Consider the following 22,323-nt stretch of genomic DNA (forward strand, 5'->3'; position numbering starts at 1 on the left):
CAGTCAGAAGGTTTCCCAGTGGCTGTCCGCGCCTGCTGTAGTGGCGGCACGACGCGGCGCGGCTGCGACCGCAGGCGGGGCAATTTGCGGGTGGCGCACGCCGGCAGCCTGCGGCGTGCCACGCGTAATGCGGAACAGCGCCACCGACTGACTGAGGTGGCTGGCCTGCGCTTCGAGGGAAGCAGCAGCCGATGCGGACTCTTCAACCAGCGCAGCGTTCTGTTGAGTGACCCGGTCCATTTCGGTGACCGCCTCTCCCACCTGATCGATACCGCGACTCTGCTCATCAGATGCGGAAGCAATTTCGCCCATGATATCGGTCACGCGCGTCACTGCATTCACTATTTCACCCATGGTTTCACCGGCGCTTTCTACCAGCACATAGCCACTGTTAACACGCTGGACCGAATCCTCAATCAGCCCTTTGATCTCTTTGGCCGCCTGAGCACTGCGCTGCGCCAGACTGCGTACTTCACCGGCTACTACGGCAAAACCGCGCCCCTGTTCGCCGGCACGTGCAGCTTCTACCGCTGCGTTAAGTGCCAGAATGTTGGTCTGGAAGGCAATGCCGTCAATCACACTGGTAATATCCGCGATTTTCTTCGAACTGCCGGCGATATCTTTCATGGTCGAAACCACGCCATTCACAACCGTACCGCCTTTCTGAGCCGTTTCTGAAGCGTTTCGCGCCAGCTGCGACGCCTGCCGCGCATTTTCAGCATTCTGTTTCACTGTTGCTGTCAGCTGCTCCATGCTGGCAGCCGTCTCTTCCAGTGAGGCAGCCTGCTGCTCGGTACGCGCCGAAAGGTCGTTATTACCGGCTGAAATCTCACTGGCACCGGTAAAGATCGCATCCGCTCCGTCGCGCACGTCGCTGACCGTGCGCGTCAGCGCCTGCTGCATCTCATGCAGGCTGGTCGCCAGCTGGCTCATCTCATTACGCCCTGTTACAACGATTGACTGGGTGAGATCGCCCTGCGCGATATGCCGGATATGCTGAATGCTCTGATTAAGCGGCTGAATAAGTACCCGGCGCAGCCCGGACCAGCATAGCAGGCTAACCGCAACCACTACGACCATGACGGCGCCAATCAGCCAGAGCATACGGGTATACGCCGTGCTATTTTCTTCTGCGCCCGCCTGCGTAAGACGGCTCTGATCGGCCCGCCAGCGCGTGTAATCAGCGTAGAAAGCGCTCTGACTCGGTGCTACCGGCGCTTTATACGCCTCGACCATATCCTTATTTTGCAGCGCGGCCTGCATAGCACTTAGCGCCTGACTGTAAGCGCCATAGCTCTGCTCCAGCTGCTGGTTAAGCTGTTTATCCAGTCCTGGCGTATCGGGCAGATTGTGGAATAGCGTAAAGTTGTCCGCTGCACGCTGCTGAAAATCGCGACTCTGTAAATAGAGCTCACTCACATCTGCCTCTTTCCCCTCCAGTTTGGCGGTGGTAATGCGCAGCAGCATACGCGTCAGCACCACCCGGCTCTGGTTAAGGCTCATATAGGCATCGGTAATCGCCGCAAGATTTTGCGCGGAAAGCTGCGAGGCAGAAAAGCTGGTTTTGTCATGATACAGCGCCCGGATAAACAGCGATCCGGAGGTCAGTTGCAGAGCAGCAAAAAGTACCAGTACCACCAGCAGGCTGGTGACAACACGAATTCGGGTAAACATAATGGGGTCCATCGAAACAGGAAAGTGGGGATGAAAACGGGCCGCGCTGAGGCGGCCCGGCGGTAACGGTTAGACGCTGCGCAGCGTGTCCATCAGCGCCATTTCTTCGCTACTGAGCAGTTTTTCAATATCGACCAGGATCAGCATACGCTCGCCCAGCGCCCCCAGTCCGGTCAGATACTCTGTAGACATCGTCACGGCGAACTCCGGTGCCGGCCGAATCTGTTCGTGCATCAGCGACAGCACATCTGAAACGCCATCAACCACGATGCCGACCACGCGGTGTTCCAGGTTGAGCACAATCACTACGGTATTATCGTTGTACTCTACGTCCGGCTGCGAAAACTTTACGCGCAGGTCGATAATTGGCACGATTACGCCGCGCAGGTTAGTGACCCCTTTGATAAATTCCGGCGTGTTGGCGATGCGCGTGACCTGATCGTAGCCGCGGATCTCCTGTACTTTAAGAATATCGATGCCGTACTCTTCATCACCCAAAGTGAAAACCAGAAACTCCTGGCCGACGGTTTCGCCAGCGATTTTGGTCACGGTTGCCATGTCAGTCATATTTTTGCCCTTTATTTATCAGTTACGCTGCGGCACCGGCCACACGCTTTTCACGGTTCAGCGATTGCAGTGCGGACACATCCACAATCAGCGCTACGCTGCCATCCCCCAGAATGGTGGCAGCAGAGATACCCGGCACTTTGCGGTAGTTACTCTCCAGGTTTTTCACCACCACCTGATGCTGACCGATTAACTGATCGACCAGCAGCGCATAGCGGCGGCCCGCACTCTGCAGAATCACCACAATGCCCTGCGTTGCATCGGTTTTGGCATTCTGCACATCAAAGACGTTCCACAGCTCAACCAGCGGCAGATATTCGCCGCGGACTTCCAGTACACGCTCTCCGCCAGCCAGTGGCTTAAGCTCTTCTGCCGTTGGCTGCAGCGATTCCATGACGGCGTTCAGCGGCAGGATAAAGACCTCATCCGCTACGCGTACCGACATGCCGTCCAGGATTGCCAGCGTCAGCGGCAGCAGAATACGGATGGTTGTGCCTTTACCCTGTTTCGACGCAATCTCAACATGACCGCCCATCTCCTGGATATTACGCTTCACCACGTCCATACCCACGCCGCGCCCGGAGACATCGGTAACCTGCTCAGCGGTAGAGAAGCCGGGAGCAAAGATCAGCATGCCCACTTCTTCATCACTCATGCTGTCGCTGACCGGCAGACCTGAAGAGAGCGCTTTAGCCAGGATGCGCTCACGATTCAGGCCGGCTCCGTCGTCGATCACCTCAATACAGATGTTGCCACCCTGGTGCTCAGCAGAAAGTGTCAGATTGCCGGTGGCCGTTTTATTGGTTGCCAGGCGTTTTTCCGGCGTTTCAATACCGTGATCCAGACTGTTGCGCACCAGGTGCGTTAACGGATCGATAATGCGTTCGATCAGGCTCTTATCCAGCTCCGTTGAGCTGCCCAGCAGCGTCAGCTCCACGTCTTTACCCAGCTTGCTCGCAAGGTCGCGCACCAGACGCGGGAAGCGGCTGAACACATACTCCATCGGCATCATACGGATCGACATCACCGACTCCTGCAGGTCGCGCGCGTTGCGCTCCAGCTGGCCCATGCTGTTGAGCAGATCGCCATGCGCGACCGGATCCAGTGCGCCGGAACGCTGCGCCAGCATCGACTGGGTAATCACCAGTTCGCCAACCAGGTTAATCAGCTGATCCACTTTCTCAACCGCAACGCGGATACTGCTGGATTCGCTCGATTTTGCTGGCGCCGCTGCCCGCTTGCTTTCGCGTTTTACGGCCGGCGTGATATCTGTCACCACTGCACTCTGCGGCTGAGCAGGTGTCGTTTCAGCAACAACGTCTGCGGCTACCGCGACCGGAGCTGCGGCCTCTGCCTGCGGGAAGCGGATCTGCGCTTCATCGATCACAAAGCAGAGCACTGCTACGATGTCATCTTTGTCGACACCTTCAATCGTGGCTTCCAGCGAGTGGGTACTTTTGACAACGTCGGTGACGCTGCCAAGGTTACTCAGCTCTTCCAGCATCAGATCTGGCTCTTTCTCTTTGAGATCGACCAGCTGCAGGCGCAGGCCGCGGCTGACAACCGTCGCCGCCGCAGGGGTATCGACTACCGCAGCAGCAGGGGCTTCAGGCACAATACCTTTCGCTTCCAGTGCCAGTTGACGCAGCGCCTCGCAGATGTAGTTAAAGCTTTCCGCATTAGGCTCCTGCGCAGTTTTATACGCATCGAGCTGTTCCTGCATAATATCTTTGGTTTCCAAAAACAGGTTGATGATGTCGGTGCTGAGCTGCATTTCGCCGCGGCGCGCACCATCCAGAATGTTCTCCAGGATATGGGTTGTCTCCTGTAAAACCGTAAAGCCAAACGTACCTGCTCCGCCCTTAATAGAGTGAGCGGCACGAAAAATGGCATTCAACTGTTCGGCATCGGGCTCCTGGGGATCCAGTCCCAACAGGTGTTGCTCCATGTCCGCTAACAGCTCATCGGCCTCGTCAAAAAACGTCTGGTAAAAATCGCTGATGTCCATGCTCACGGGATCACCTCGGCTGTGAGGGTTGGTCTGGTGTTACCGCACCCGCAGCGGGCGTTGCGGACGTGGCGGGCGCTGCCTGAGCCGCCGGAGCGGTCGGTGCGGTCGCCGCAGCCGCAGCCGGTCCGGCTGGTGCAGTGATAGTGGGAATCATGTGTGCCGGATCGCTGACCTGAACGGCATCGCTTTCGGCATTCTCTTTTTCAATGGCGGCTTCAGTATCATGGTTTAATACCAGCAGGCTGATACGGCGGTTGACCGCATCATCAGCGCCACGGTTCTTGAGCTTCATCGTGGCGGCCATCCCCACGACGCGCAGCATTTTGTTGCTATCCAGGCCCCCAATGACCAGCTCGCGCCGGGAGGCATTAGCACGATCGGCTGAGAGCTCCCAGTTACTGTAACCGCGTTCACCGCTGGCATACTGGAAGTCATCGGTATGGCCAGAAAGACTGATTTTATTCGGAATATCATTCAGCAGCGGCGCCACCGCGCGCAGAATATCGCGCATATAGGGTTCAACCTCCGCGCTGCCGGTTTTAAACATCGGGCGATTCTGGCTGTCGATAATCTGAATACGCAGCCCCTCCTGCACCATGTTGATAATCAGATGCGGACGCAGCGCTTTCAGGCGTGGATCGGCTTCAATCAGCTGATCGAGCTTTTCACGCAGCCGGTTAAGGCGGATCTCATCCAGCTGGCGTTTTTGTGCATCCATATCCACCTGTTTTCTGACTTCGCCCTTCTGCTGGGTCGGATCGTCTCCGCCCCCCGGAATCGGGCTCTCGCTATCGCTGCTGCGGGGTCCGCCTGTTACCGCCACTTTGAGCGGGGTTTTAAAATATTCTGCGATCTGAACCAGCTCCTGCGGATTCGCAATCGAGATGAGCCACATCACCATGAAAAATGCCATCATCGCCGTCATAAAGTCGGCATAGGCAATTTTCCATGAGCCGTGGCTGCCTTCATGCTTTTTATGTTTGCGCCGTTTAACCAGCACAATTGGGCGATTTTCATGCTTCATGAACTCTGGTCCGAAGTCTGTTTAGCCGGATTTTTAGCGTTGCGTACGTGCTCTTCCAGTTCGGTAAACGAGGGACGCTCTGTGGAATAGAGCGTTTTGCGTCCGAACTCGACCGCGATCTGCGGGGCATACCCGTTCAGGCTGGAAAGCAGCGTGACTTTCACGCACTGCATCATTTTGGTGGTCTCAGCGCACTTCTGGCGCAATACCGAAGCCAGCGGTGAAATAAATCCGTAGGCCAGCAAGATGCCGAGGAACGTACCCACCATGGCGTGCGCAATCAGCGCCCCCAGCTCTGCAGCCGGACGATCGGCTGATGCCAGCGCATGCACGACACCCATTACCGCTGCAACGATGCCAAATGCCGGCAAACCATCGCCGATGGCGGATAAACTTTGCGCTGGTACTTCGCATTCATGCTCATAGGTCTCAATTTCTTCATCCATCAATGCTTCAATTTCAAAAGCATTCATATTTCCGCTGACCATCAGGCGCAGGTAGTCGGTAATAAAGTCCACTAACTGTTTATCGGTTAAAATACGCGGATAATTAGCGAAAATTTCGCTCTGCGAGGGATCTTCAATATCGCGTTCCAGCGACAGCATGCCCTGCTGACGGGATTTCGCCATCAGCCGATAGAGCAGTGCCATTAAATCCATATAGACCGCTTTATTATATTTGGAACCACGCATCAGCAGCGGCAGTGCCTTTAGCGTTTTCTTAATGGACTTACCATTATTACCGACCAGAAATGCGCCGACACCTGCCCCGCCAATGATCAGCAGTTCAGATGGCTGATAAAGTGCACCTAAATGGCCACCGACCATCAGATAACCGCCCAGCACGGAACCAAGGACCACGATATAACCCAGAATAATCAGCACAAAAACATCCTTACGTCCGTAACGTGTTGGTGGAAGTTAAGCCAGAGGGCCGCAGGCGATATTCACAAATCGGAGGCAAAAAAAAGCAGCGGGGGTAACCCGCTGCTGGATGGCTTCCACAATGCGAACATACTTAAACGGCGCGTTTAACCTGTTCATCCAGCAGTTGTGGAAAGGTATCGGCAGTATCTGCAGAAAGTTTACGTCTTTTTACGGCACGCGAAGGCGGCTGGCACAGGCTGCAGACAAAGCTGCCTGCGGGCTGATGTGCATGATTAATAAAGCTGCCGTGACAGCTTTTGCAGTCAGAGAGTTCCAGCATACCACTTTCAACGAATCGCACCAGGGTCCAGGCGCGCGTCAGCGCCAACAGCGGGCCCTCGTCCGATTGCGGACACTGCTCAAGGTAGAGACGGTAGGCCTGAATAACCGCCTCCACGCCGCAGCTTAAACCGGTTTTGAGTAAAAACTGCCAGGCGTTACAGAACATAGATGCGTGAATATTCTGTTCCCACGTCATGAACCAGTCGGTGGAGAACGGCAACATGCCTTTTGGCGGCGGCGCACCACGCAACTCTTTATACAATTTAATTAAGCGGCCGCGACTTAATTGCGTTTCACTCTCCAGCATCTGCAGACGAGCACCCAGCGTGATCAGTTCCATCGCCAGCTGAATATCGCGCGCTTCCTGAACGATACTTTTATCGCTCATTATACTGCCCTCTTTTTGGTGCTGGTTTCGGTTTTTGAAACGCTGCGCAGCAGACGGCTGGATAACAGGATACCGGTGTGAATTTGCTGCAAATCATCTACCCGTGATTCCTGGGTAAGACGATTAATTAAATTATGGTCAGTAAAGCGGAACTGACATACAAGCTGATTCGTTTCAGCCAGCTTTACCATTTCAGGCAATGTTAACTGAGCCAGTGCATCTGCCATTGCTTCATCAATACCCAGACGAAACATAGCTGAAGGTTTTTCCTGGTTAATTAAGCGCTGCGCGAGCAGTAAATATGACAGATTGATGTCATATATATGTTTTAATAATTCTGATGTACCCATTTTTTCCATCCTGATAGACGCGGCATATATACGGCCACAGAATTTAATCTCTATGGTTCGGGTTGCTGGTTGGTAAATCTAAAGATGGCAAAAAATAAAATCAGTCATTAGCCAACATATATTTAAGTGTTTCATTTCCTACCGGGACATTCAGCAGTTTCAGTCAAAATTCCAGGCCATTCTTTTCCTGAGTCTTAACCTTCTTCCCTGATGTCTTTTTATCGTTTTTTAAGACTAATCCGAAAACAACGCAAATCTATATGGTCTCTATCCGACATACAACGTGAGTGGACCGGAATTTTAGATAAAGTGTGATATGGATCACACTTTTAAGGCAAATTTTTTAACCGAAGCATCAGGGATGCTTGCGTTTTGTATGTTTTTTATTCAATTCCAATTTTTTTCGCTAATCTTTTCCTGGGAAATTTCCAGATTGTGATCGCGTCGTCATCTGTCAGGCTATACGGATTTTTTCGTTGTCATGTTGGGGTTAACTCATCACAACCCGCTACCCTGTGACTTTGCGGCAGCACAAAACACCGGAAAAGCACGGTTTTTATAAGTTTTAAATTAATCACTTACAGGGAATATTGCCGGAAGGCATCACTCTTACACCTTAAACGGTACGCGAAACGTGATGGCGCCTGAAAAATGGAGTGTCAAGACAATGTCAGCAAGATTGAGAAAACGAATATGGATGTAACCAGCTGTTACATTAACAAAATGAATGGGTGGTACAAAAAGCACACTGATGTATAACAAACATCGGCCTGGCCAGAAAAAACTTTAGCACTGATAACAAAACTTACAAAAATGCGGCTATTTTTGCTGCGAATCTCCCATAATGCTCGTTCATCAACTGGTTAGCGTTAAGCCTGATGAAATCGATTTCTTCTGTATTGCCGTTTCGGTTTCATTACCCTTTGCTGTGGCACATCCGGACGAGTGAATAAAAGTCAGTAAACGGGCTATGAAATATGCTTAGCCGGGTTTCTCTTTTCAATAAGGCTTTTTTGCTGGTGCCGGCAATAAAAAAGGGAGTGCATCAACGCACTCCCCCGTCATCGCTTTCAGTTATCCGTCATGCCAGCTTCTGAAACGTTGCAACTTTATTTTCCGTACCGTGATCGTCACTACGCGCGGACAGCGCATTGAGATCGTGCAGGAAGGTTTCGCGCCAGTGTGAGATATCCTGTTTACGCAGTACCGCCATCATATCGTTATAGCGGGTAATACGTTCCGTACGCGACATGGTCAGTGCTTTATCCAGCGCAGCAGCCACTTCGTCACGATCGTAAGGATTAACAATGAGTGCTGACGTCAGCTCATTCGCAGCCCCGGCAAAGCGTGAGAGAACCAGTACGCCCGGATCATCCGGATCCTGTGCCGCGACATACTCTTTGGCAACCAGATTCATGCCGTCGCGCAGAGGTGTGACCAGACCCACATCGGTAAGGCGGAAAATTTTCATCAGCAGTCGGCGATCAAAATGCTGGTTGAGATAATAGAGGGGGGTCCAGCCCAGCGTGCCATATTTACCATTGATGCGGCCCGCTTCTGTCTCCAGCTGATGCCGAATGTCCTGATAGGCCTGCACGTCGCCACGTGAAGTCGGTGCAATCTGCGAGTAACGAATTTTGCCGCGATGCTGCGGAAAGTTTTCCAGCAGCGCTTCGTAGGCCAGAAAACGCTCGGGCAGACCTTTGGAATAGTCGAGGCGCTCACAGGCGATAATGTTTTTAGCGTCACCCAGCTCACGCTTCATCGCGGCCATCTTGGGCGGCAGCGGCCCTTCTGCCATCTCTTTGATCGCATCAGGTTCAATACCGATTGGATAGACTTCGGTCATAAAGGTGTTGCCGAAAGCCCGATGCTTTTTCTCACCTTTGTTTTGCAGCTGCGTTTGCTGACTGAGGCTATCGAGAAACGCAACCCGATCGGATTCGGTCTGGAAGCCCAGCAGATCATAGTCGCTCAGCATCTCCAGCAACTCCTGATGCGGCGGCAGCGCATTGAAAATTTCCGGCGTCGGGAAAGGGATATGTAAAAAGAAACCGATACGGTTGGTCACGCCCAGTTTACGCAGCTCGGCAGCAAACGGCAGCAGATGGTAATCGTGGATCCACAACACGTCATCAGATTTAATCAGCGGCTTAAGACGATGAGCCAGCGCAGTATTGACCCGGCAATAGCCTTCCCAGGCTTCACGCTGATACTGCACCAGATCAAGCCGGTAGTGGAAAGCAGGCCAGATTACGGTGTTAGAAAACTGGCAGTAATATTGATCGTAATCATTCTGGTTAAGCGGGAACGAGGCGTAGGTGATCCCATCGTGCTCCAGCTTTGCGAGTGGCTCTTCTTCTTCACCCGCATATTCACTGATCTCGCCGTTCCAGCCAAACCATAAACCACCGGTGTTTTTTAGCGCATCAAGAATACCAACGGCCAGACCGCCTGCGCTGCTTTTACTTCCGTCGGGAATAGCAATACGGTTAGATACCACGACTAAACGACTCATAACCTGAACTCCTTACCAATATTGTCATGCTCTAATTGTAATAATAGTTGCTCCAGCCACTGCCAGACAGCTTCTGTGTCCGGCAGCCGGTAGCGCGCTTCAGTAGGGCCTTCGCCAACTTTGACAGAGAGACCCTGTAGCGCATTCACTGCAAGAAAGCCCTTTTCATCGGTCAGATCATCACCGACAAATACCGGAATACGTCCTGCAAAGGGAGCTTCCTGCATAAAGGTATTAATGGCTTCGCCCTTGTCGATTCCCCGGGGTTTGATTTCAACCACGCATTTGCCCGGCTGCAGCGTTAACTCAGAAAAACGGTTAACAATCTTTTCCGCCAGCTGCATGATGGCCGGCTCATGCTCAGGGGCATTGCGAAAATGCAGCGCAAATGCCATGCCTTTTGCCTCCAGCACGGCGCCTGGCCACTGACTGAATGCCTGCTCCAGTTCGTTCTGCAGCGCTGAGGCAACCGTATCTGGCAGAGCATGACGGTGTGTCTGACCGGTTGCATCGCGACGCTCTGCACCATGCACACCCGCCGCAGGCGCTTCAAGTGGCGCGGCCAGTTTATCCAGCTGGGCTATCGGCCGTCCGGACACCAGCGCCAGCGCACCGTGGCTGAGATTGGAGATTTGTTGCAGATGCTGACGAACACGGGCGGGAATAGTGACCTGATCGGGCTGTGCCTCAATCGCTGCCAGCGTGCCGTCAACGTCAAAAAAGAAGGCGTAAAGGCCGCCGCTTAACGACGGAAGGGTATTGATCTCGCTTACCACAGATGTCACGTCTCCTCCTTTTGTGAGTAATACATCAGGATGTTCAGAGGCGTGCAGCAGATAAAAATATTTAGGGTGAAACCACTAATAAATGCGCAACCTTTCCTGGTCAGCATCATGTATAACTGCATACCTGACGCACAATGAACATCGGCAGCAATAAGTGTAGACCTTATTCCGCTTTTCGCCATGAAAGTCGCTATCCGGAAAAATGGTTAGCGGTTTATCGCTTCGCCTTGCATCTGAATAACTGCAGGAGGAATAATAAAAAAGAATAAATGTGTACAATGCCAGGAAATATGTATGACTTTTCCACCCTGCCAATTCAGAATATTCCTGTAGCCAGCGATAAAGTTTAACAGAAATTAAAAACAGGTTTTCTTTCAAAATGACAAAGGCTTGAAACCTCATAAAGAAATTCTTAAAAACGGGCCCGTAGCCCCCTTTTTTTACCGCTTCAGTTGCCGTGGAATTGACCTGCCTGATGCATTTATGCACACTGACCCGGGTCAGGGATATCAATGATAAGAGCGATAAGATGGTGCAAAATTACAGTCAGCGCGTCCATTTTTACTATTGCATTTTGGTTGCGCTTAAAATCCATGCTCAATCCAAAAAAAATGGCCATCTCCGGGGGAAAAATAATTTCCTGCTGAAGTGGTTACGTAACGCGCAGAACAATACGATTTTCCATCCGGATATCACCAGTGAAATTGAGTGGCTGCGCGGCAAGATCATCAGCGCCGGGCCCGATGCCGATCTGGAACCTATGCTGCAATACGTTTATGACACAGCAAAACGCGCAGAACGTTTACGTTATAATTTCTGAGCCCCCTGCTGATGTTAAGCGCAACGCAGTATCTCTTATTAACCCGCCCTTATAGACCGTTTCATTAATTCTGAAATGCGAATCTCCATTAAACAGGCTGTTCGATCTTTGCGTGGCTCTCTGCCTGAGCGTCCGCTGCACACTATGTATTACCTCCCGTTACGCTGGCCAGCGCTGTACGCAAACAACCATACCAGTTGCCCTTCCCCTGCTCCTGCATAACGTGGTATAGCGCTCAAACCCTTATTACACTGTTTCAGCAGATCGCTATCACATCCCGATCGTCAATCGCGTATTATCGGCCATCAGGAGCGTTTACCACGCTGCGCCCTATGTGGCGCAGACTTCATGGAGAATCTGCATAATGGCATTGACTATTCGTCACGCCCGGCCGGAAGACGCCGGTTTACTGCATCAGCTGGGGCGTATGACCTACAGCGCGCATTTCAAAAACCTGTGGGTTTCTGCGGAAGAGATGGATGCTTTTATCAGCAAAGAGTACGGCATGGACGCACTTATCCATAGCCTGACAGACGCCAGTGAATGCTGGCTGATTGCCGAGTCAGCGCATCCTATTGGTTTTGCCAAAGTAAAATGGAGCGTGCCGGTTCCTGATTCCGGTATGCGGGGGGCTCAGCTTTGCAAACTTTATCTCGACCCTCATGAGACGGGCAAACACGTCGGAAGAGAGATGTTTGAAAGCATTATTGCCAGTGCGCGCCACCGTGAGGAAGGTTATCTGTGGCTGGAAGTGATGGACGCCAACGTCAGAGCCAGAAAATTTTATGAAGCGTTTGGCATGCAGCACATTAAAGATATTCCTTTTGTCACTGCCTCACAGCAGAGTATGTTGCAGATTCTGGGAATGTTAATTTAACCAGCCCTGCCTGCCCTGCGCATCCTGCCCGGGGCGAAAAGTCTGTCCTGCTCACATATCTGATTAATTTTGCCAATTATTCGGGATAACCGGGGCAAATATTCTCTTCGCCGGTATCCTGTTTAACTCGCTATGGTGCTAATTTAGCGAAGATTTTTACTCTTGTTGTTATCCGTTATATTTTACGCATAGTAAAAAAAAACCAAAAAATATATATAAAACAATAAGTTAATTATATTAGCCGCTTCGCTTGCACAGACAGCATTCACCATTACGCTTTAAAACGTACCACGCACATGACTGCAATGATTCATCATGTTATTAAACACTCTTCAAGAGGCTATATCATGACTCAGCACAGAGGCGGTTCAGGTAACTTCGCAGACGATAAGCAGAAAGCATCTGACGCAGGTAAAAAAGGTGGACAGAAAAGCGGCAGCGGAAGCGGCGGCAGCTTTAAAGATGACCCTAAAAAAGCATCTGAAGCAGGCAAAAAAGGTGGCCAGAGCAGCCGTAAAGGTTCCTGATTAGCCGGACAGCACAGGGATGTGCTGCACTATTTTCCCCTCTCTGCTTTATTTCCTCCTGTTTAATCTGCCGTTACGCTTGCTGTTTCTCCCGCCGCAGACAACTCTTAAAGTCGTTTTACTTCCCTTATTTTGCTCCAGACTTACTGTTTAATACTGAAAGGATTTACACCCGTCATGAAACGTTTTATATGCTCGCTGTTCAGCAGTCCTGAATCCTTATTGCAGGTCATGACACAACAGGATGTTACTGAATCCATGGAGGAAGGAGACAGAATTATCATAGATGAAGATGGCAATGCCTCGGTCAATCCGCTTAGCCCCGAAGTGCATAAAGATTTTGCTGAGCACGTTTCAACTCTGAAGGAAATTTAAATGGGCACGGCTATTTTCATGGTGTTAATGGTATGCGGGTACTGGTATACCAGCCGCGATATGTCCAGCCGGCTAAAGATAAAACGTTCATTTGGCTGGGATGTCTATTTTCTTATCGCGCTTTACGGCTGCATTTTCGTTGTCCAGGGCGTACTGGCTACGGCGATTGTCTGGCTATTGCTGCTTGCCGCTTCATTTGCAAATAACACCTTTGGCCTGAGTGCCGATCACCACGCTAACTGGCATGTCGATTTTATGACCTGGAGCTTTCTGGGCATCCAGGCCCCGGTAGTCATCATGCTCACCTTTGCGGTGCTGTTTTGCGTTTACCGCTCCAACTGGGCTGGCAGCGCCCGCCTGACGCCTGGCAGCCGTAAAGAGTTGTATCAGCGCCTGTCCCGTTCTAACGGCATTGAACAGATGCTGCTGCACTGTATGGAAGAAGGTGAACTGGCCTGGGTAACGCTGAAATCCCGCCGGATTTACATTGGTATGATCCACGCCGCTACCTTTGAATTTCCTGGTACGGCGAATATCGTGATGATCCCGATGCTGAGCGGCTATCGCGATGCGCGCACCCTGAATCTGGCTATCGAGCACAACTACAGCCGCTGGTATCACGAGCATGAAATAAGCTTTCTCTCTTCACCCAAAAGCGCCCTCGATTTTCGTAAGGTGCTGATGGTTGATCAGATTGAGAGCCTGTCGCTGTTCGACCCGGCCAGCGCCTCTGCGCTGGCTCTGGGCAAAAAACGCTATCAGCGCCGCCGGATGCCGCTTAATCATTCCTGAGAGATGACGCTGAGGACGCAGCGGCCCGCCAGTGCCAGTTGCGTACCTCAGGCACATCTTCACCATACTCACGCACCCAGGCGTGATGCGCAGCAATACGCGCCTGCAAATCCTCCAGCAAATCTGAATACCGATCGGCTTCTTCAGAAACGTGCAGCAGCGCAGCCTGCGCCAGATGATAGCGATCGAGCTTGTTCAGTACGGTCATATCAAAAGGCGTGGTGGTCGTGCCCTCTTCGTTAAAACCGTGTACGTGGAAATTACGATGATTATTGCGCTGATAAGTCAGACGATGGATCAGCCCCGGATAGCCGTGAAACGCAAAGATCACCGGTTTGCTGGTCGTAAACAGACGATCAAACTCTGCCTCACTCTTGCCATGCGGATGCTGTTCACAGGTCTGCAGCGCCATCAGGTCAACGACATTCACTACGCGTACGCGCAGCGACGGCAGTAATTCCCGCAGCAGATCAACTGCCGCCAGCGTTTCCATCGTAGGCACATCGCCCGCGCACGCCATGACCACATCAGGTTCTCCCGTGCAGCTGGCCCATTGCCAGATGCCCATTCCCGCCTCACAGTGCGCAATCGCACTATCGATATCGAGCCACTGCGGAGAGGGCTGCTTGCCCGCTACAATGACATTAATGCGATCCCAGGTACGCAGGCAGTGATCGCCCGTCCAGAGCAGACAGTTCGCATCCGGCGGCAGATAGACGCGCACGATGTCCGCTTTTTTATTCACTACATGATCCAGAAAACCCGGGTCCTGATGACTGTAGCCATTGTGATCCTGACGCCAGACGTGAGAGGAAAGCAGATAGTTCAGGGATGAGACGGGCTGCCGCCACGGCAGTTTACGCGACACTTTCAGCCATTTAGCATGCTGGTTGAACATGGAGTCGACAATATGAATAAACGCTTCATAGCAGTTAAACAGGCCATGACGTCCGGTAAGCAGATAGCCTTCCAGCCAGCCCTGACACTGATGCTCGCTCAGAATTTCCATCACGCGCCCGTCGCGTCCCAGCTGTTCATCCCACGGCTCCAGCGGTGCCATCCAGCTGCGGCTGGTCGCGTCAAACACCGGCGATAACCGGTTTGAAGCGGTCTCATCCGGGCCAAACAGACGAAAATTATCCCTGTTGAGACGAAAAATTTCGCGCAGATAGAGGCCAAACTGGTGGGTCGCTTCTCCCTGCTGCGCACCTGGTGCGCTGAGACCAGTCGCAAATTGCCGGAGATCAGGTGTGACAAGCGGTCGCCGCAGCCGGCCGCCATTAGCGTAAGGCGTGGCACTCATACGTTTGTCACCTGCCGGAGCCAGCGCCCGCAGCTCAGCGTTTAAGCGCCCTCCGGCGTCAAAAAGCGTTTCAGGCTGATAACTGCGCAGCCATGTTTCGAGGATCTCCCGGTGCGCTTCATTTTCGCGGCACCCGGCGACCGGCACCTGATGCGCGCGCCAGAAACCCTCTACTTTTTTGCCATCTACTTCTTTCGGTCCTGTCCAGCCCTTCGGCGTGCGCAGCACGATCATGGGCCAGCGCGGTATCGTCTCACTGCCGGCTGTCGTGCGTGCCTGCTGCTGGATAGAGGCAATAGTGTCAAACGCGCGATCCAGCGTAGCGGCCATCTGCTGATGCATTAGCTGTGGATCGTCACCACAGACAAAAAGCGGTTCATAACCATACCCGCTGAAAAGCTGCTGTAAGTCCTCGTCGCTGGTGCGTCCCAGCAGCGTTGGGTTAGCGATCTTATAGCCATTGAGGTGAAGAACAGGCAGCACAGCCCCATCACGCTGCGGATTAAGGAAATGGATACCGTGCCAGCTGGCAGCCAGGGGGCCAGTCTCTGCTTCACCGTCACCAATAACGCAGGGCACAATCAGGTTCGGGTGATCAAATACGGCACCAAAAGCGTGAGAAAGCGAATAGCCCAGCTCTCCCCCTTCGTTAATTGAGCCAGGCGTTTCAGGCGCCGCATGGCTCGGTATCCCGCCGGGAAAAGAGAACTGTTTGAACAGACGCTGCATACCCTGCTCATCTTCACTGACCTGCGGGTAAATTTCACTATAGGTCCCTTCCAGCCAGCTGTTAGCCACCATGCCGGGGCCGCCATGACCGGGTCCGCAGACATACAGCAGGTCAGCATTGCGCTGGCGAATAATGCGGTTAAGGTGGGCATAGATAAAATTGAGTCCGGGGGTGGTGCCCCAGTGTCCCAGCAGTCGTGGCTTGATATGCTCAGGCAGCAACGTTTCACGCAGCAGCGGGTTCGCCATCAGGTAGATTTGGCCCACTGACAGATAGTTAGCGGCGCGCCAGTAGCGATCAAGCAGTTCCAGTTCAGCCGTTGCGGCAGCGTCGGTCATCAGCTCGTCTCCTCATTTTTAGGGTAATAACTAACCTTAACTGAGAAAGCAGCATGCCGCGAATCAGCGCGCCAAAGATATTACGCTGACGCTTCAATAAATTAATTAATAACCGAAGCGCATACGTATATTTAAGCGATGCGGTAATTGTCGCTGCGCTTAAATATAAAAATATTGCAAAATCAAACTCTACAGATAAATCTTATAAGCAGGTATTTAAACCGCCCCGCTTGCAGAACATAGAAACACGATTACTATTAAATACGCAGCTCGCTTATAACTGGTTAGTTAGATCAGGTCATTATCATCTTATGATGAGACAATATATGTTGACTCAGCATCAAGGCGGTGCAGGTAATTTCGCGGAGGAAACACAGCGAATATCTGAAGCGGGTAAAAAAGGCGGAAAGAATAGCGGCACAGGCCTGAAAAATGATCGCGAAAAGTCTCTGACGCTGGCAAAAAAGGACTCAGAATGGCAATTATGGCGCCTGACAACAGGTTTTACGGATGAATCCTGCTGCACAGGGATTGCGCATCTGATTCCTGTTCCGCACCAGAGCACAATAAGCTCTGCTGCCTTAAAAACCTCATCTTAATGAATAAACTGCATACGTCGTATGACGCCTGCTTTGCTGTTTATTATTGCACGGAGAACGCTTATGAAAGTTGAATCTCTGCTCGACCTTTTTATTCACGACCTCTCAGATGTTTATAGTGCAGAAAAACAGATAACCCGTGCCCTGCCCAAAATGGCGCGTGCCGCATCTGATGAAAGTTTAAAAGCAGCTTTTAAACAACATCTGGAGGAGACCCAGGGGCAAATTGAGCGTCTGGATCAGGTAGTGGAAGCCCACGACGAATTACGTATCAAACGCATGAAGTGCCATGCAATGGAAGGTCTGGTGGAAGAAGCGCAGGAACTTATCGATGCGACTGAAGCCGGCCCGGTGCGCGATGCAGGCCTGATAGGTGCGGCGCAAAAAGTTGAACACTACGAAATTGCTACCTACGGCACGCTGGTTGCTATGGCCAAAAAACTTGGTCTTGACCAGGCCGCCAGTTTACTGGCAGACACGCTGGCTGAAGAAAAATCTACCGATGAAAAACTCACAAGCATTGCAGAACAAGCAATAACACATGATTAAAAGGGCCAGCCCATCGGTCTGACTGTTAACACTGAGGTGAGCTATGTTTCGACACGTTAAAAAATTGCAGTACACCGTCAGGGTAAGCGAACCTAATCCCGGACTGGCTAATCTGCTGCTTGAACAGTTTGGAGGCCCGCAGGGCGAACTGGCAGCGGCCATGCGCTATTTTACGCAGGGATTAGGTGATGACGATCTCGGACGTCGTGACATGCTGATGGACATTGCGACCGAAGAACTGAGTCACCTTGAAATCATCGGTTCGCTGGTAGGAATGCTCAACAAAGGGGCGAAAGGTAAACTGGCTGAAGGCACGGAAGCAGAGGGCGATCTGTATCGCTCTATTACCGGTGCTGGTAATGACAGTCATCTTACCTCTATTCTCTACGGCGGTGGCCCGGCGCTGACTAATTCAGGTGGCGTACCCTGGACGGCTGCCTATATTGATACTATCGGAGAGGTGACGGCTGATTTGCGTTCTAATATTGCCGCGGAGTCCCGCGCCAAAATTATTTATGAACGCCTGATCAACGTTACTGACGACGTGGGTGTAAAAGATGCGCTGGGCTTTCTGATGACGCGTGAAGCCGCTCATCAGCTCTCCTTTGAAAAAGCGCTCTACTCTATCCGCAATAACTTCCCGCCGGGTAAACTGCCGCCGATCGAAGAGTATGCGCATACTTATTTCAGTATGTCCGACGGGGATGATGTGCGTGGTAGCTGGAATTCCGATGAGAACTTCAACTACGTCGCCGATCCTCAGCCAGCCGTTGATGGAGGTGATGGCCATGCATCAGTGGTTCTTGCCGAAGATGAAGCGGCAGCGCTGAAAGCCATGGCTGTCAGAACCGCCTCGAATCCTGATATTAATCCGGAAACAGGTGCTGAACTGGGCAGTGAAAAGCCACAGACGTAAATCCCAAGGAGAGATCAATGCATCTTAAACCTGTACAGCATGCTCACGCAGGTCATCAGCCTGACAAAGATGAGCCTGATTTACCTGACGATGATACTGGCAGTGCGCCAGAATCGGGTGATAAGCAACCTGAATAAGCTCCCCTTCTTCTGACCGCCTTCGGGCGGTTTTTTCATCATAAGGGAAATTTTTTTAATGACGGGCACCAGCTTCAGCTTCTGTATAAATAAGCCAGACGGCAAAAGCCCGAGAATTAATGCAGCAAACTCAGAAAGTTATAATTTTTGTTTTTTATTCTGGCGTTTTTCTGATTCTGGTCTATGTTCCTTTAGTCAGGTTAGTACCAATAATCACTATAAGAAGTTAAGGAACTTTTATGGATTTCGCTCGTTTTAAAACACGTTTACAGCAATGGGAGCATTTGCACTTTACCAGCGTAGAATTACAGCAGCGCGATGGCAGATATGAAATCTATGCTACTGCAGCAGAGCACCAGACGCTGAGCCAGCTCTTTATCTGTAATGTCAGCAATGAATCTGCTGCGCAGGAAGAGATAAAACAGCTGCAAAGCTGGCTACAAAAGATTAAGTCCGGCCGAAGCAAACGTCTTAATGCGCGCCCGGCTCGTCAGGTAACGGTAAATGTCCCTGGCATGAGCTTAAGCCGTTAAACCACGATTCAGACTCTTCAGCGCAAATAGCAGCATGTACAACTTTATCCTGAAATCTTTTAATAACGTAGAATTTCCCTGGTTAGCTGTACATGCCTGCAACTCATGTACAGAAATAAGGGCTGTTTCTTACCGGCAGAAGCGGAGCGGAAGCACAAGAATAAAAGCTCTTCACAGTGGAAGAGCAGAAGGTGTGGTCATGCGTCGTCTGGCGTGTAGCCAACCACTATTTCCAGTGTACGACGTAAAATGTCAGCCTCAGCGCTGTCACTGGTCGACTCCAGCGCCATGATAAGGTAAAGGATAATCGACTTATTGGTTACCCGTCCCTCGGTAGCAAGGATGCTACGTATCACCCCATCCAGCACCCGGGACTCATCGTTTAATGTGTGGCCAGCATCGCGAAAATGCGCAGCCAGTTCATTGTCAGGCAGCACATTGTATAGGTTTTGAAAATCTGCCATTTTGCGTCTCAAGCTGTTGTTGATAAGGCCGTCGTATGCAATACCTGGCTGCATCAATGTTTACGGCTGTTGCCCGATGATCGTTCGTTACCGAACAGGGGGTGGACATTATCCTTTTCCGGTTCATTTCGTTGTTGCTGACCAAGAGAAATGCTGGAGCGGACCTCTTTCAGGGCCATGCTGATTGCTGTGCGATATTCTTCATCGGTAGCCTGCATCTGCATATTCTGTAGCTCTGCCATCAGTGCATGCGTATTGACAGGCCCGGCGCGCTGAAGCAGCGTCAGGGCAGCTTCACCGATGATTTCGTCTATACTCTTCTGGTGTTTGCTCATCTTCATAGTGAATCTCTGTTTGCCGCTGCTTCCAGAGGAAGCGCGACAGTAAAACAGCGCCACGCAATGCGTGGCGCGATACAGCTCGTCACAGGTTATACATGAGATCGTGCACTCTTCCTGTTTGCTTAGACTGAATATAACCTGAACGTAAATCTGGTATTAACTTTCCCGCTCAAAAAGCAATCCGATAAGCTGATGATAATGCTGCTCTTCTTCTGCTTCTGTTGCCAGCTCAAGGCGACGCAGTAGCTTAGTACAGATTGATTTGCGATTCAGGTTGCGGCCTTCACGCAGGATCTCCACAACAACCTGTCCCAGCGTTTCCTGCTGAGAAGGCAGCGATGCTTTACTGAAGTAGTTGGCAATCGCCTCAACTGAGTTCGGAGCATATCCGTTCTGGCGCATAAGTGACTCCCGTAAATGTCAAAATTAATAATAAAAAGTGGAAATCTAACCTGTTGTACAGTATTTCCAAAAAAGTTGTACAGAGCTTAATGAATGGGAGGGGCAGCTTTTTTTGCAAAAAGTGCTATCGTGGAGGGATTGAGATAACTTTACGCGCAATTTCAGAGGGGTAATTGCTCATCGCCGCTACAGAGTGACGATGAGCAGGAAGCTTAATGACGGCGGGTGTCGTTACCAGAGCCGGTAACAGTGACGCTATCTGAACGCTGTAACATCTCTTTTAACGGCGAATCAGAGCGACGATCGGCCTGTTCTGTCGAGCGATGATCCAACAGCCACTGCTGCGCCTCATGGATCTGACTATCACGTTCCGCATCTGTTTCGCGGCAAGCCATATGTTGCAGTTCAGCCGTGAGTGATGCCAGAGTGACATCTGCGCGTCGCATCATTAGCGCCCAGGCCGCTTCCCCAATAACCGGATACTCATTCTTCATGCTTTACCTCCTGAGAATGTGAGCTTACGCCAGGTTCTCACATTTCAGTATAGACCAGTACTGGCAAATTTCGTTCGCTTTGGCTACCCTCCTTAGCCGCTTTTTACAGTATGATATTTACTATTCTGCCGGCGCTATATTCATCGCCCCGCTCTCACTCCGCTGCGCTTATATTTCTGGTGATTTTCCTAGTAATGCTGACAGAAAAACTTATACCTGCTGTTTAATTCTGCATATCATTCAAACCAGGATTTATTAATACCCGGCGTTGCTGCGCTTATATTAATCAGATAAAAAATATTCACCATCTATAATAAGCATAATCAGGTAGCGCTTATTTAAGCGAAGCATGACTAACTGACCCTCAAATAATATATCGGGATACTTTTATGGATCGGGAATTAATCGAAACGGCAAATACTCTGGGCGCTATTCTGCTTGACCGAAAACTGACTGTCACCACCGCAGAATCCTGTACGTCAGGCTGGGTCGGATCAACCCTGGCTGCCGTCAGCGACAGCAGCCAGTTTTACAGCAGCGGCTTTATTACGTATACCAATCAGGCGAAACAACGGGTACTGAACGTAAGTGAAGAGACGCTGGCTCGTGATAGCGCGGTCAGTGAAGCCGCCGTACGTGAAATGGCTGCAGGCGCTAAAGCGCTTTCAGGCGACGATAGCAGCATTGCCGTTAGCGGTTATGCCGGGCCGGATGGCGGCGAGGATGGTACACCCGCCGGCACCGTCTGGTTTGCCTGGGGCCTGCCTGATGGCAGTATCCAGGCCTGTCGTCAGCATTTCTCCGGTGAAAGCGAAGAGGTTGTCCGGCAGGCAACAAAATACAGTATTGAGCAGCTGACGGCCCGACTCAACGCCCTGTTCAGCCAGTCCGCTCCGGACAGATAAATCCGCTCTGGCTGAACAGGCTGTGCGGTCTGCGATTATCGGGTTGAATTCCGCCCCGTTCGCCCGCACTCTTAAGGTTTCGACCTGACAGGAGTAAATGTAATGGCAACCGAATATGCGATCGTTGCGGGCGGCTGTTTCTGGTGTACTGAAGCCGTTTTTAAAGATGTAATAGGTGTTGAATCGGTTGAAAGTGGTTATACCGGTGGCCAGCGGCCTGATCCGACCTATGAGCAGGTATGCAGCGGGGCAACCGGTCATGCTGAAGCTATTCGTATCGGGTTTGATCCGCAGCAGGTAAGCTACGGCGATCTGCTGGATATCAGCTTTGCCACGCATGATCCTACCCAGCTTAACCGTCAGGGAAATGATATCGGCACACAGTACCGCTCAGCGATTTTCCCTGCTAATGCTGAACAGGAAGCAGAAGCGATCGCAGCCATTGCGCGCGCGCAGGAAGATCATGATGTGCCGGTGGTCACGACCGTTGAACCGCTGAAAGCCTGGTATCCGGCTGAAGCCTATCATCAGGACTACTGGGAAGGTGCGGGTCAGCGCAACGGCTACTGCATGGCAGTGATCCCACCTAAACTGCAGAAGCTGCGTAAAAGCTTCGCCAGTCGTGTAAAAACCGCGTAAGTTCTCTATCAGGCCATTATTCAGAATGGCCTGTTAATTTTCCGTAACCCTGTCGCC

Annotated in this window: 25 protein-coding genes; 11 read left to right on the forward strand and 14 right to left on the reverse strand. The window is 51.5% G+C overall.

All coding sequences use genetic code 11. From position 1 onward, the window contains the following. Positions 1 to 3 precede the first annotated feature (3 nt). The 9 genes from BBA90_RS13010 to otsB all read right to left on the reverse strand — a co-directional run bounded on the left by BBA90_RS13010 (position 4) and on the right by otsB (position 10,525). Entirely contained in the window at positions 4 to 1,674 is a 1,671-nt protein-coding gene (locus tag BBA90_RS13010) for a methyl-accepting chemotaxis protein (protein WP_065649512.1), read from the reverse strand. Between the two features lie 69 nt (positions 1,675 to 1,743). Further along, positions 1,744 to 2,241 (reverse strand): chemotaxis protein CheW, encoded by a 498-nt coding sequence (gene cheW, locus BBA90_RS13015; RefSeq protein ID WP_065649513.1) that lies wholly within the window; start codon positions 2,239 to 2,241, stop codon positions 1,744 to 1,746. A gap of 22 nt (positions 2,242 to 2,263) precedes the next feature. Next, positions 2,264 to 4,249 carry a chemotaxis protein CheA gene (gene cheA / locus BBA90_RS13020; RefSeq protein ID WP_206099912.1) on the reverse strand — a complete coding sequence of 662 codons (1,986 nt, stop codon included), beginning with the start codon at positions 4,247 to 4,249 and terminating at the stop codon, positions 2,264 to 2,266. 10 nt (positions 4,250 to 4,259) lie between these two features. Then, entirely contained in the window at positions 4,260 to 5,276 is a 1,017-nt protein-coding gene (motB, locus tag BBA90_RS13025) for a flagellar motor protein MotB (RefSeq protein WP_065649515.1), read from the reverse strand. Beyond that, entirely contained in the window at positions 5,273 to 6,160 is an 888-nt protein-coding gene (gene motA, locus BBA90_RS13030) for a flagellar motor stator protein MotA (RefSeq protein ID WP_065649516.1), read from the reverse strand. The genes motB and motA overlap by 4 nt, the downstream gene beginning before the upstream one ends. A 133-nt stretch (positions 6,161 to 6,293) precedes the next feature. Further along, complete coding sequence (flhC, locus tag BBA90_RS13035; RefSeq protein WP_065649517.1) at positions 6,294 to 6,872, reverse strand: flagellar transcriptional regulator FlhC; 579 nt, start codon at positions 6,870 to 6,872, stop codon at positions 6,294 to 6,296. Then, positions 6,872 to 7,222 carry a flagellar transcriptional regulator FlhD gene (flhD, locus tag BBA90_RS13040; protein WP_065649518.1) on the reverse strand — a complete coding sequence of 117 codons (351 nt, stop codon included), beginning with the start codon at positions 7,220 to 7,222 and terminating at the stop codon, positions 6,872 to 6,874. The genes flhC and flhD overlap by 1 nt, the downstream gene beginning before the upstream one ends. Positions 7,223 to 8,303: 1,081 nt before the next feature. After that, a complete protein-coding gene (gene otsA / locus BBA90_RS13045) occupies positions 8,304 to 9,740 on the reverse strand; it encodes an alpha,alpha-trehalose-phosphate synthase (RefSeq protein ID WP_065649519.1) in 1,437 nt (478 codons plus the stop codon). Further along, positions 9,737 to 10,525 (reverse strand): trehalose-phosphatase, encoded by a 789-nt coding sequence (gene otsB, locus BBA90_RS13050; RefSeq protein ID WP_065649520.1) that lies wholly within the window; start codon positions 10,523 to 10,525, stop codon positions 9,737 to 9,739. Before otsB ends, otsA begins: the two co-directional genes overlap by 4 nt. Before the next feature lie 529 nt (positions 10,526 to 11,054). Between otsB and BBA90_RS13060 the strand changes: the two genes are divergently transcribed. The 5 genes from BBA90_RS13060 (at position 11,055) to BBA90_RS13080 (ending at position 13,916) form a co-directional block, all read left to right on the forward strand. Further along, the gene (locus tag BBA90_RS13060; RefSeq protein WP_065649522.1) at positions 11,055 to 11,345 is read left to right on the forward strand and encodes a DUF2913 family protein; all 291 of its coding nucleotides are present in this window, start codon (positions 11,055 to 11,057) and stop codon (positions 11,343 to 11,345) included. 364 nt (positions 11,346 to 11,709) lie between these two features. Beyond that, entirely contained in the window at positions 11,710 to 12,222 is a 513-nt protein-coding gene (locus BBA90_RS13065) for a GNAT family N-acetyltransferase (protein ID WP_065649523.1), read from the forward strand. Between the two features lie 347 nt (positions 12,223 to 12,569). After that, positions 12,570 to 12,749 (forward strand): KGG domain-containing protein, encoded by a 180-nt coding sequence (locus BBA90_RS13070; RefSeq protein WP_039383978.1) that lies wholly within the window; start codon positions 12,570 to 12,572, stop codon positions 12,747 to 12,749. A 177-nt stretch (positions 12,750 to 12,926) separates the two neighbouring features. Continuing rightward, positions 12,927 to 13,124 (forward strand): hypothetical protein, encoded by a 198-nt coding sequence (locus BBA90_RS13075; protein ID WP_065649524.1) that lies wholly within the window; start codon positions 12,927 to 12,929, stop codon positions 13,122 to 13,124. Continuing rightward, positions 13,125 to 13,916, forward strand: a complete 792-nt coding sequence (locus tag BBA90_RS13080) for a hypothetical protein (RefSeq protein ID WP_065649525.1) — start codon at positions 13,125 to 13,127, stop codon at positions 13,914 to 13,916. On the opposite strand, the gene BBA90_RS13085 is transcribed toward BBA90_RS13080, so the two are convergent. Beyond that, a complete protein-coding gene (locus BBA90_RS13085; protein WP_065649526.1) occupies positions 13,903 to 16,287 on the reverse strand; it encodes a phosphoketolase family protein in 2,385 nt (794 codons plus the stop codon). The genes BBA90_RS13080 and BBA90_RS13085 overlap by 14 nt on opposite strands. Positions 16,288 to 16,613: 326 nt before the next feature. Between BBA90_RS13085 and BBA90_RS19685 the strand changes: the two genes are divergently transcribed. From BBA90_RS19685 to BBA90_RS13105, 4 genes are all read left to right on the forward strand, one after another. Further along, positions 16,614 to 16,886: a general stress protein gene (locus BBA90_RS19685; RefSeq protein WP_430914191.1), complete on the forward strand. Its 273-nt coding sequence runs from the start codon at positions 16,614 to 16,616 to the stop codon at positions 16,884 to 16,886. Between the two features lie 63 nt (positions 16,887 to 16,949). Next, the gene (locus BBA90_RS13095) at positions 16,950 to 17,435 is read left to right on the forward strand and encodes a ferritin-like domain-containing protein (protein WP_065649527.1); all 486 of its coding nucleotides are present in this window, start codon (positions 16,950 to 16,952) and stop codon (positions 17,433 to 17,435) included. Positions 17,436 to 17,478: 43 nt separating this feature from the next. Next, positions 17,479 to 18,351: a manganese catalase family protein gene (locus BBA90_RS13100; protein ID WP_065649528.1), complete on the forward strand. Its 873-nt coding sequence runs from the start codon at positions 17,479 to 17,481 to the stop codon at positions 18,349 to 18,351. Between the two features lie 376 nt (positions 18,352 to 18,727). After that, positions 18,728 to 19,021, forward strand: a complete 294-nt coding sequence (locus tag BBA90_RS13105) for a hypothetical protein (RefSeq protein WP_065649529.1) — start codon at positions 18,728 to 18,730, stop codon at positions 19,019 to 19,021. Positions 19,022 to 19,218: 197 nt separating this feature from the next. Here BBA90_RS13105 and BBA90_RS13110 read toward each other — a convergent pair whose 3' ends face one another. The 4 genes from BBA90_RS13110 to BBA90_RS13125 form a co-directional block, all read right to left on the reverse strand. After that, positions 19,219 to 19,485 carry a biofilm development regulator YmgB/AriR family protein gene (locus tag BBA90_RS13110; RefSeq protein WP_065650482.1) on the reverse strand — a complete coding sequence of 89 codons (267 nt, stop codon included), beginning with the start codon at positions 19,483 to 19,485 and terminating at the stop codon, positions 19,219 to 19,221. Between the two features lie 53 nt (positions 19,486 to 19,538). Further along, on the reverse strand, positions 19,539 to 19,826 hold the full coding sequence (locus BBA90_RS13115) for a hypothetical protein (RefSeq protein ID WP_065649530.1): 288 nt from the start codon (positions 19,824 to 19,826) through the stop codon (positions 19,539 to 19,541). A gap of 156 nt (positions 19,827 to 19,982) precedes the next feature. Next, complete coding sequence (ycgZ, locus tag BBA90_RS13120) at positions 19,983 to 20,228, reverse strand: regulatory protein YcgZ (protein ID WP_065649531.1); 246 nt, start codon at positions 20,226 to 20,228, stop codon at positions 19,983 to 19,985. Between the two features lie 212 nt (positions 20,229 to 20,440). Then, positions 20,441 to 20,722, reverse strand: coding sequence for a hypothetical protein (locus BBA90_RS13125; protein ID WP_065649532.1), 282 nt, complete (start codon positions 20,720 to 20,722; stop codon positions 20,441 to 20,443). Between the two features lie 389 nt (positions 20,723 to 21,111). Here BBA90_RS13125 and BBA90_RS13130 point away from each other — a divergent pair, with 389 nt between their 5' ends. Further along, the gene (locus BBA90_RS13130) at positions 21,112 to 21,627 is read left to right on the forward strand and encodes a CinA family protein (RefSeq protein ID WP_065649533.1); all 516 of its coding nucleotides are present in this window, start codon (positions 21,112 to 21,114) and stop codon (positions 21,625 to 21,627) included. A gap of 102 nt (positions 21,628 to 21,729) precedes the next feature. Then, a complete protein-coding gene (gene msrA, locus BBA90_RS13135) occupies positions 21,730 to 22,266 on the forward strand; it encodes a peptide-methionine (S)-S-oxide reductase MsrA (RefSeq protein ID WP_065649534.1) in 537 nt (178 codons plus the stop codon). Positions 22,267 to 22,323 lie beyond the last annotated feature (57 nt).

It is taken from the genome of Pantoea eucrina (assembly GCF_001691555.1).
Classification (GTDB): Bacteria; Pseudomonadota; Gammaproteobacteria; order Enterobacterales; family Enterobacteriaceae; genus Pantoea; species Pantoea borealis.

What these genes read in the sequence shown, in the direction of transcription:
- BBA90_RS13010 (WP_065649512.1), bottom strand. Translation starts at nt 1,674, where the DNA reads ATGTTTACCCGAATTCGTGTTGTCACCAGCCTGCTGGTGGTACTGGTA.
- cheW (WP_065649513.1), bottom strand. Translation starts at nt 2,241, where the DNA reads ATGACTGACATGGCAACCGTGACCAAAATCGCTGGCGAAACCGTCGGC.
- cheA (WP_206099912.1), bottom strand. Translation starts at nt 4,249, where the DNA reads ATGGACATCAGCGATTTTTACCAGACGTTTTTTGACGAGGCCGATGAG.
- motB (WP_065649515.1), bottom strand. Translation starts at nt 5,276, where the DNA reads ATGAAGCATGAAAATCGCCCAATTGTGCTGGTTAAACGGCGCAAACAT.
- flhC (WP_065649517.1), bottom strand. Translation starts at nt 6,872, where the DNA reads ATGAGCGATAAAAGTATCGTTCAGGAAGCGCGCGATATTCAGCTGGCG.
- flhD (WP_065649518.1), bottom strand. Translation starts at nt 7,222, where the DNA reads ATGGGTACATCAGAATTATTAAAACATATATATGACATCAATCTGTCA.
- otsA (WP_065649519.1), bottom strand. Translation starts at nt 9,740, where the DNA reads ATGAGTCGTTTAGTCGTGGTATCTAACCGTATTGCTATTCCCGACGGA.
- BBA90_RS13060 (WP_065649522.1), top strand. Translation starts at nt 11,055, where the DNA reads ATGGTGCAAAATTACAGTCAGCGCGTCCATTTTTACTATTGCATTTTG.
- BBA90_RS13065 (WP_065649523.1), top strand. Translation starts at nt 11,710, where the DNA reads ATGGCATTGACTATTCGTCACGCCCGGCCGGAAGACGCCGGTTTACTG.
- BBA90_RS13070 (WP_039383978.1), top strand. Translation starts at nt 12,570, where the DNA reads ATGACTCAGCACAGAGGCGGTTCAGGTAACTTCGCAGACGATAAGCAG.
- BBA90_RS13075 (WP_065649524.1), top strand. Translation starts at nt 12,927, where the DNA reads ATGAAACGTTTTATATGCTCGCTGTTCAGCAGTCCTGAATCCTTATTG.
- BBA90_RS13080 (WP_065649525.1), top strand. Translation starts at nt 13,125, where the DNA reads ATGGGCACGGCTATTTTCATGGTGTTAATGGTATGCGGGTACTGGTAT.
- BBA90_RS13085 (WP_065649526.1), bottom strand. Translation starts at nt 16,287, where the DNA reads ATGACCGACGCTGCCGCAACGGCTGAACTGGAACTGCTTGATCGCTAC.
- BBA90_RS19685 (WP_430914191.1), top strand. Translation starts at nt 16,614, where the DNA reads ATGTTGACTCAGCATCAAGGCGGTGCAGGTAATTTCGCGGAGGAAACA.
- BBA90_RS13095 (WP_065649527.1), top strand. Translation starts at nt 16,950, where the DNA reads ATGAAAGTTGAATCTCTGCTCGACCTTTTTATTCACGACCTCTCAGAT.
- BBA90_RS13100 (WP_065649528.1), top strand. Translation starts at nt 17,479, where the DNA reads ATGTTTCGACACGTTAAAAAATTGCAGTACACCGTCAGGGTAAGCGAA.
- BBA90_RS13105 (WP_065649529.1), top strand. Translation starts at nt 18,728, where the DNA reads ATGGATTTCGCTCGTTTTAAAACACGTTTACAGCAATGGGAGCATTTG.
- BBA90_RS13110 (WP_065650482.1), bottom strand. Translation starts at nt 19,485, where the DNA reads ATGGCAGATTTTCAAAACCTATACAATGTGCTGCCTGACAATGAACTG.
- BBA90_RS13115 (WP_065649530.1), bottom strand. Translation starts at nt 19,826, where the DNA reads ATGAAGATGAGCAAACACCAGAAGAGTATAGACGAAATCATCGGTGAA.
- ycgZ (WP_065649531.1), bottom strand. Translation starts at nt 20,228, where the DNA reads ATGCGCCAGAACGGATATGCTCCGAACTCAGTTGAGGCGATTGCCAAC.
- BBA90_RS13125 (WP_065649532.1), bottom strand. Translation starts at nt 20,722, where the DNA reads ATGAAGAATGAGTATCCGGTTATTGGGGAAGCGGCCTGGGCGCTAATG.
- BBA90_RS13130 (WP_065649533.1), top strand. Translation starts at nt 21,112, where the DNA reads ATGGATCGGGAATTAATCGAAACGGCAAATACTCTGGGCGCTATTCTG.
- msrA (WP_065649534.1), top strand. Translation starts at nt 21,730, where the DNA reads ATGGCAACCGAATATGCGATCGTTGCGGGCGGCTGTTTCTGGTGTACT.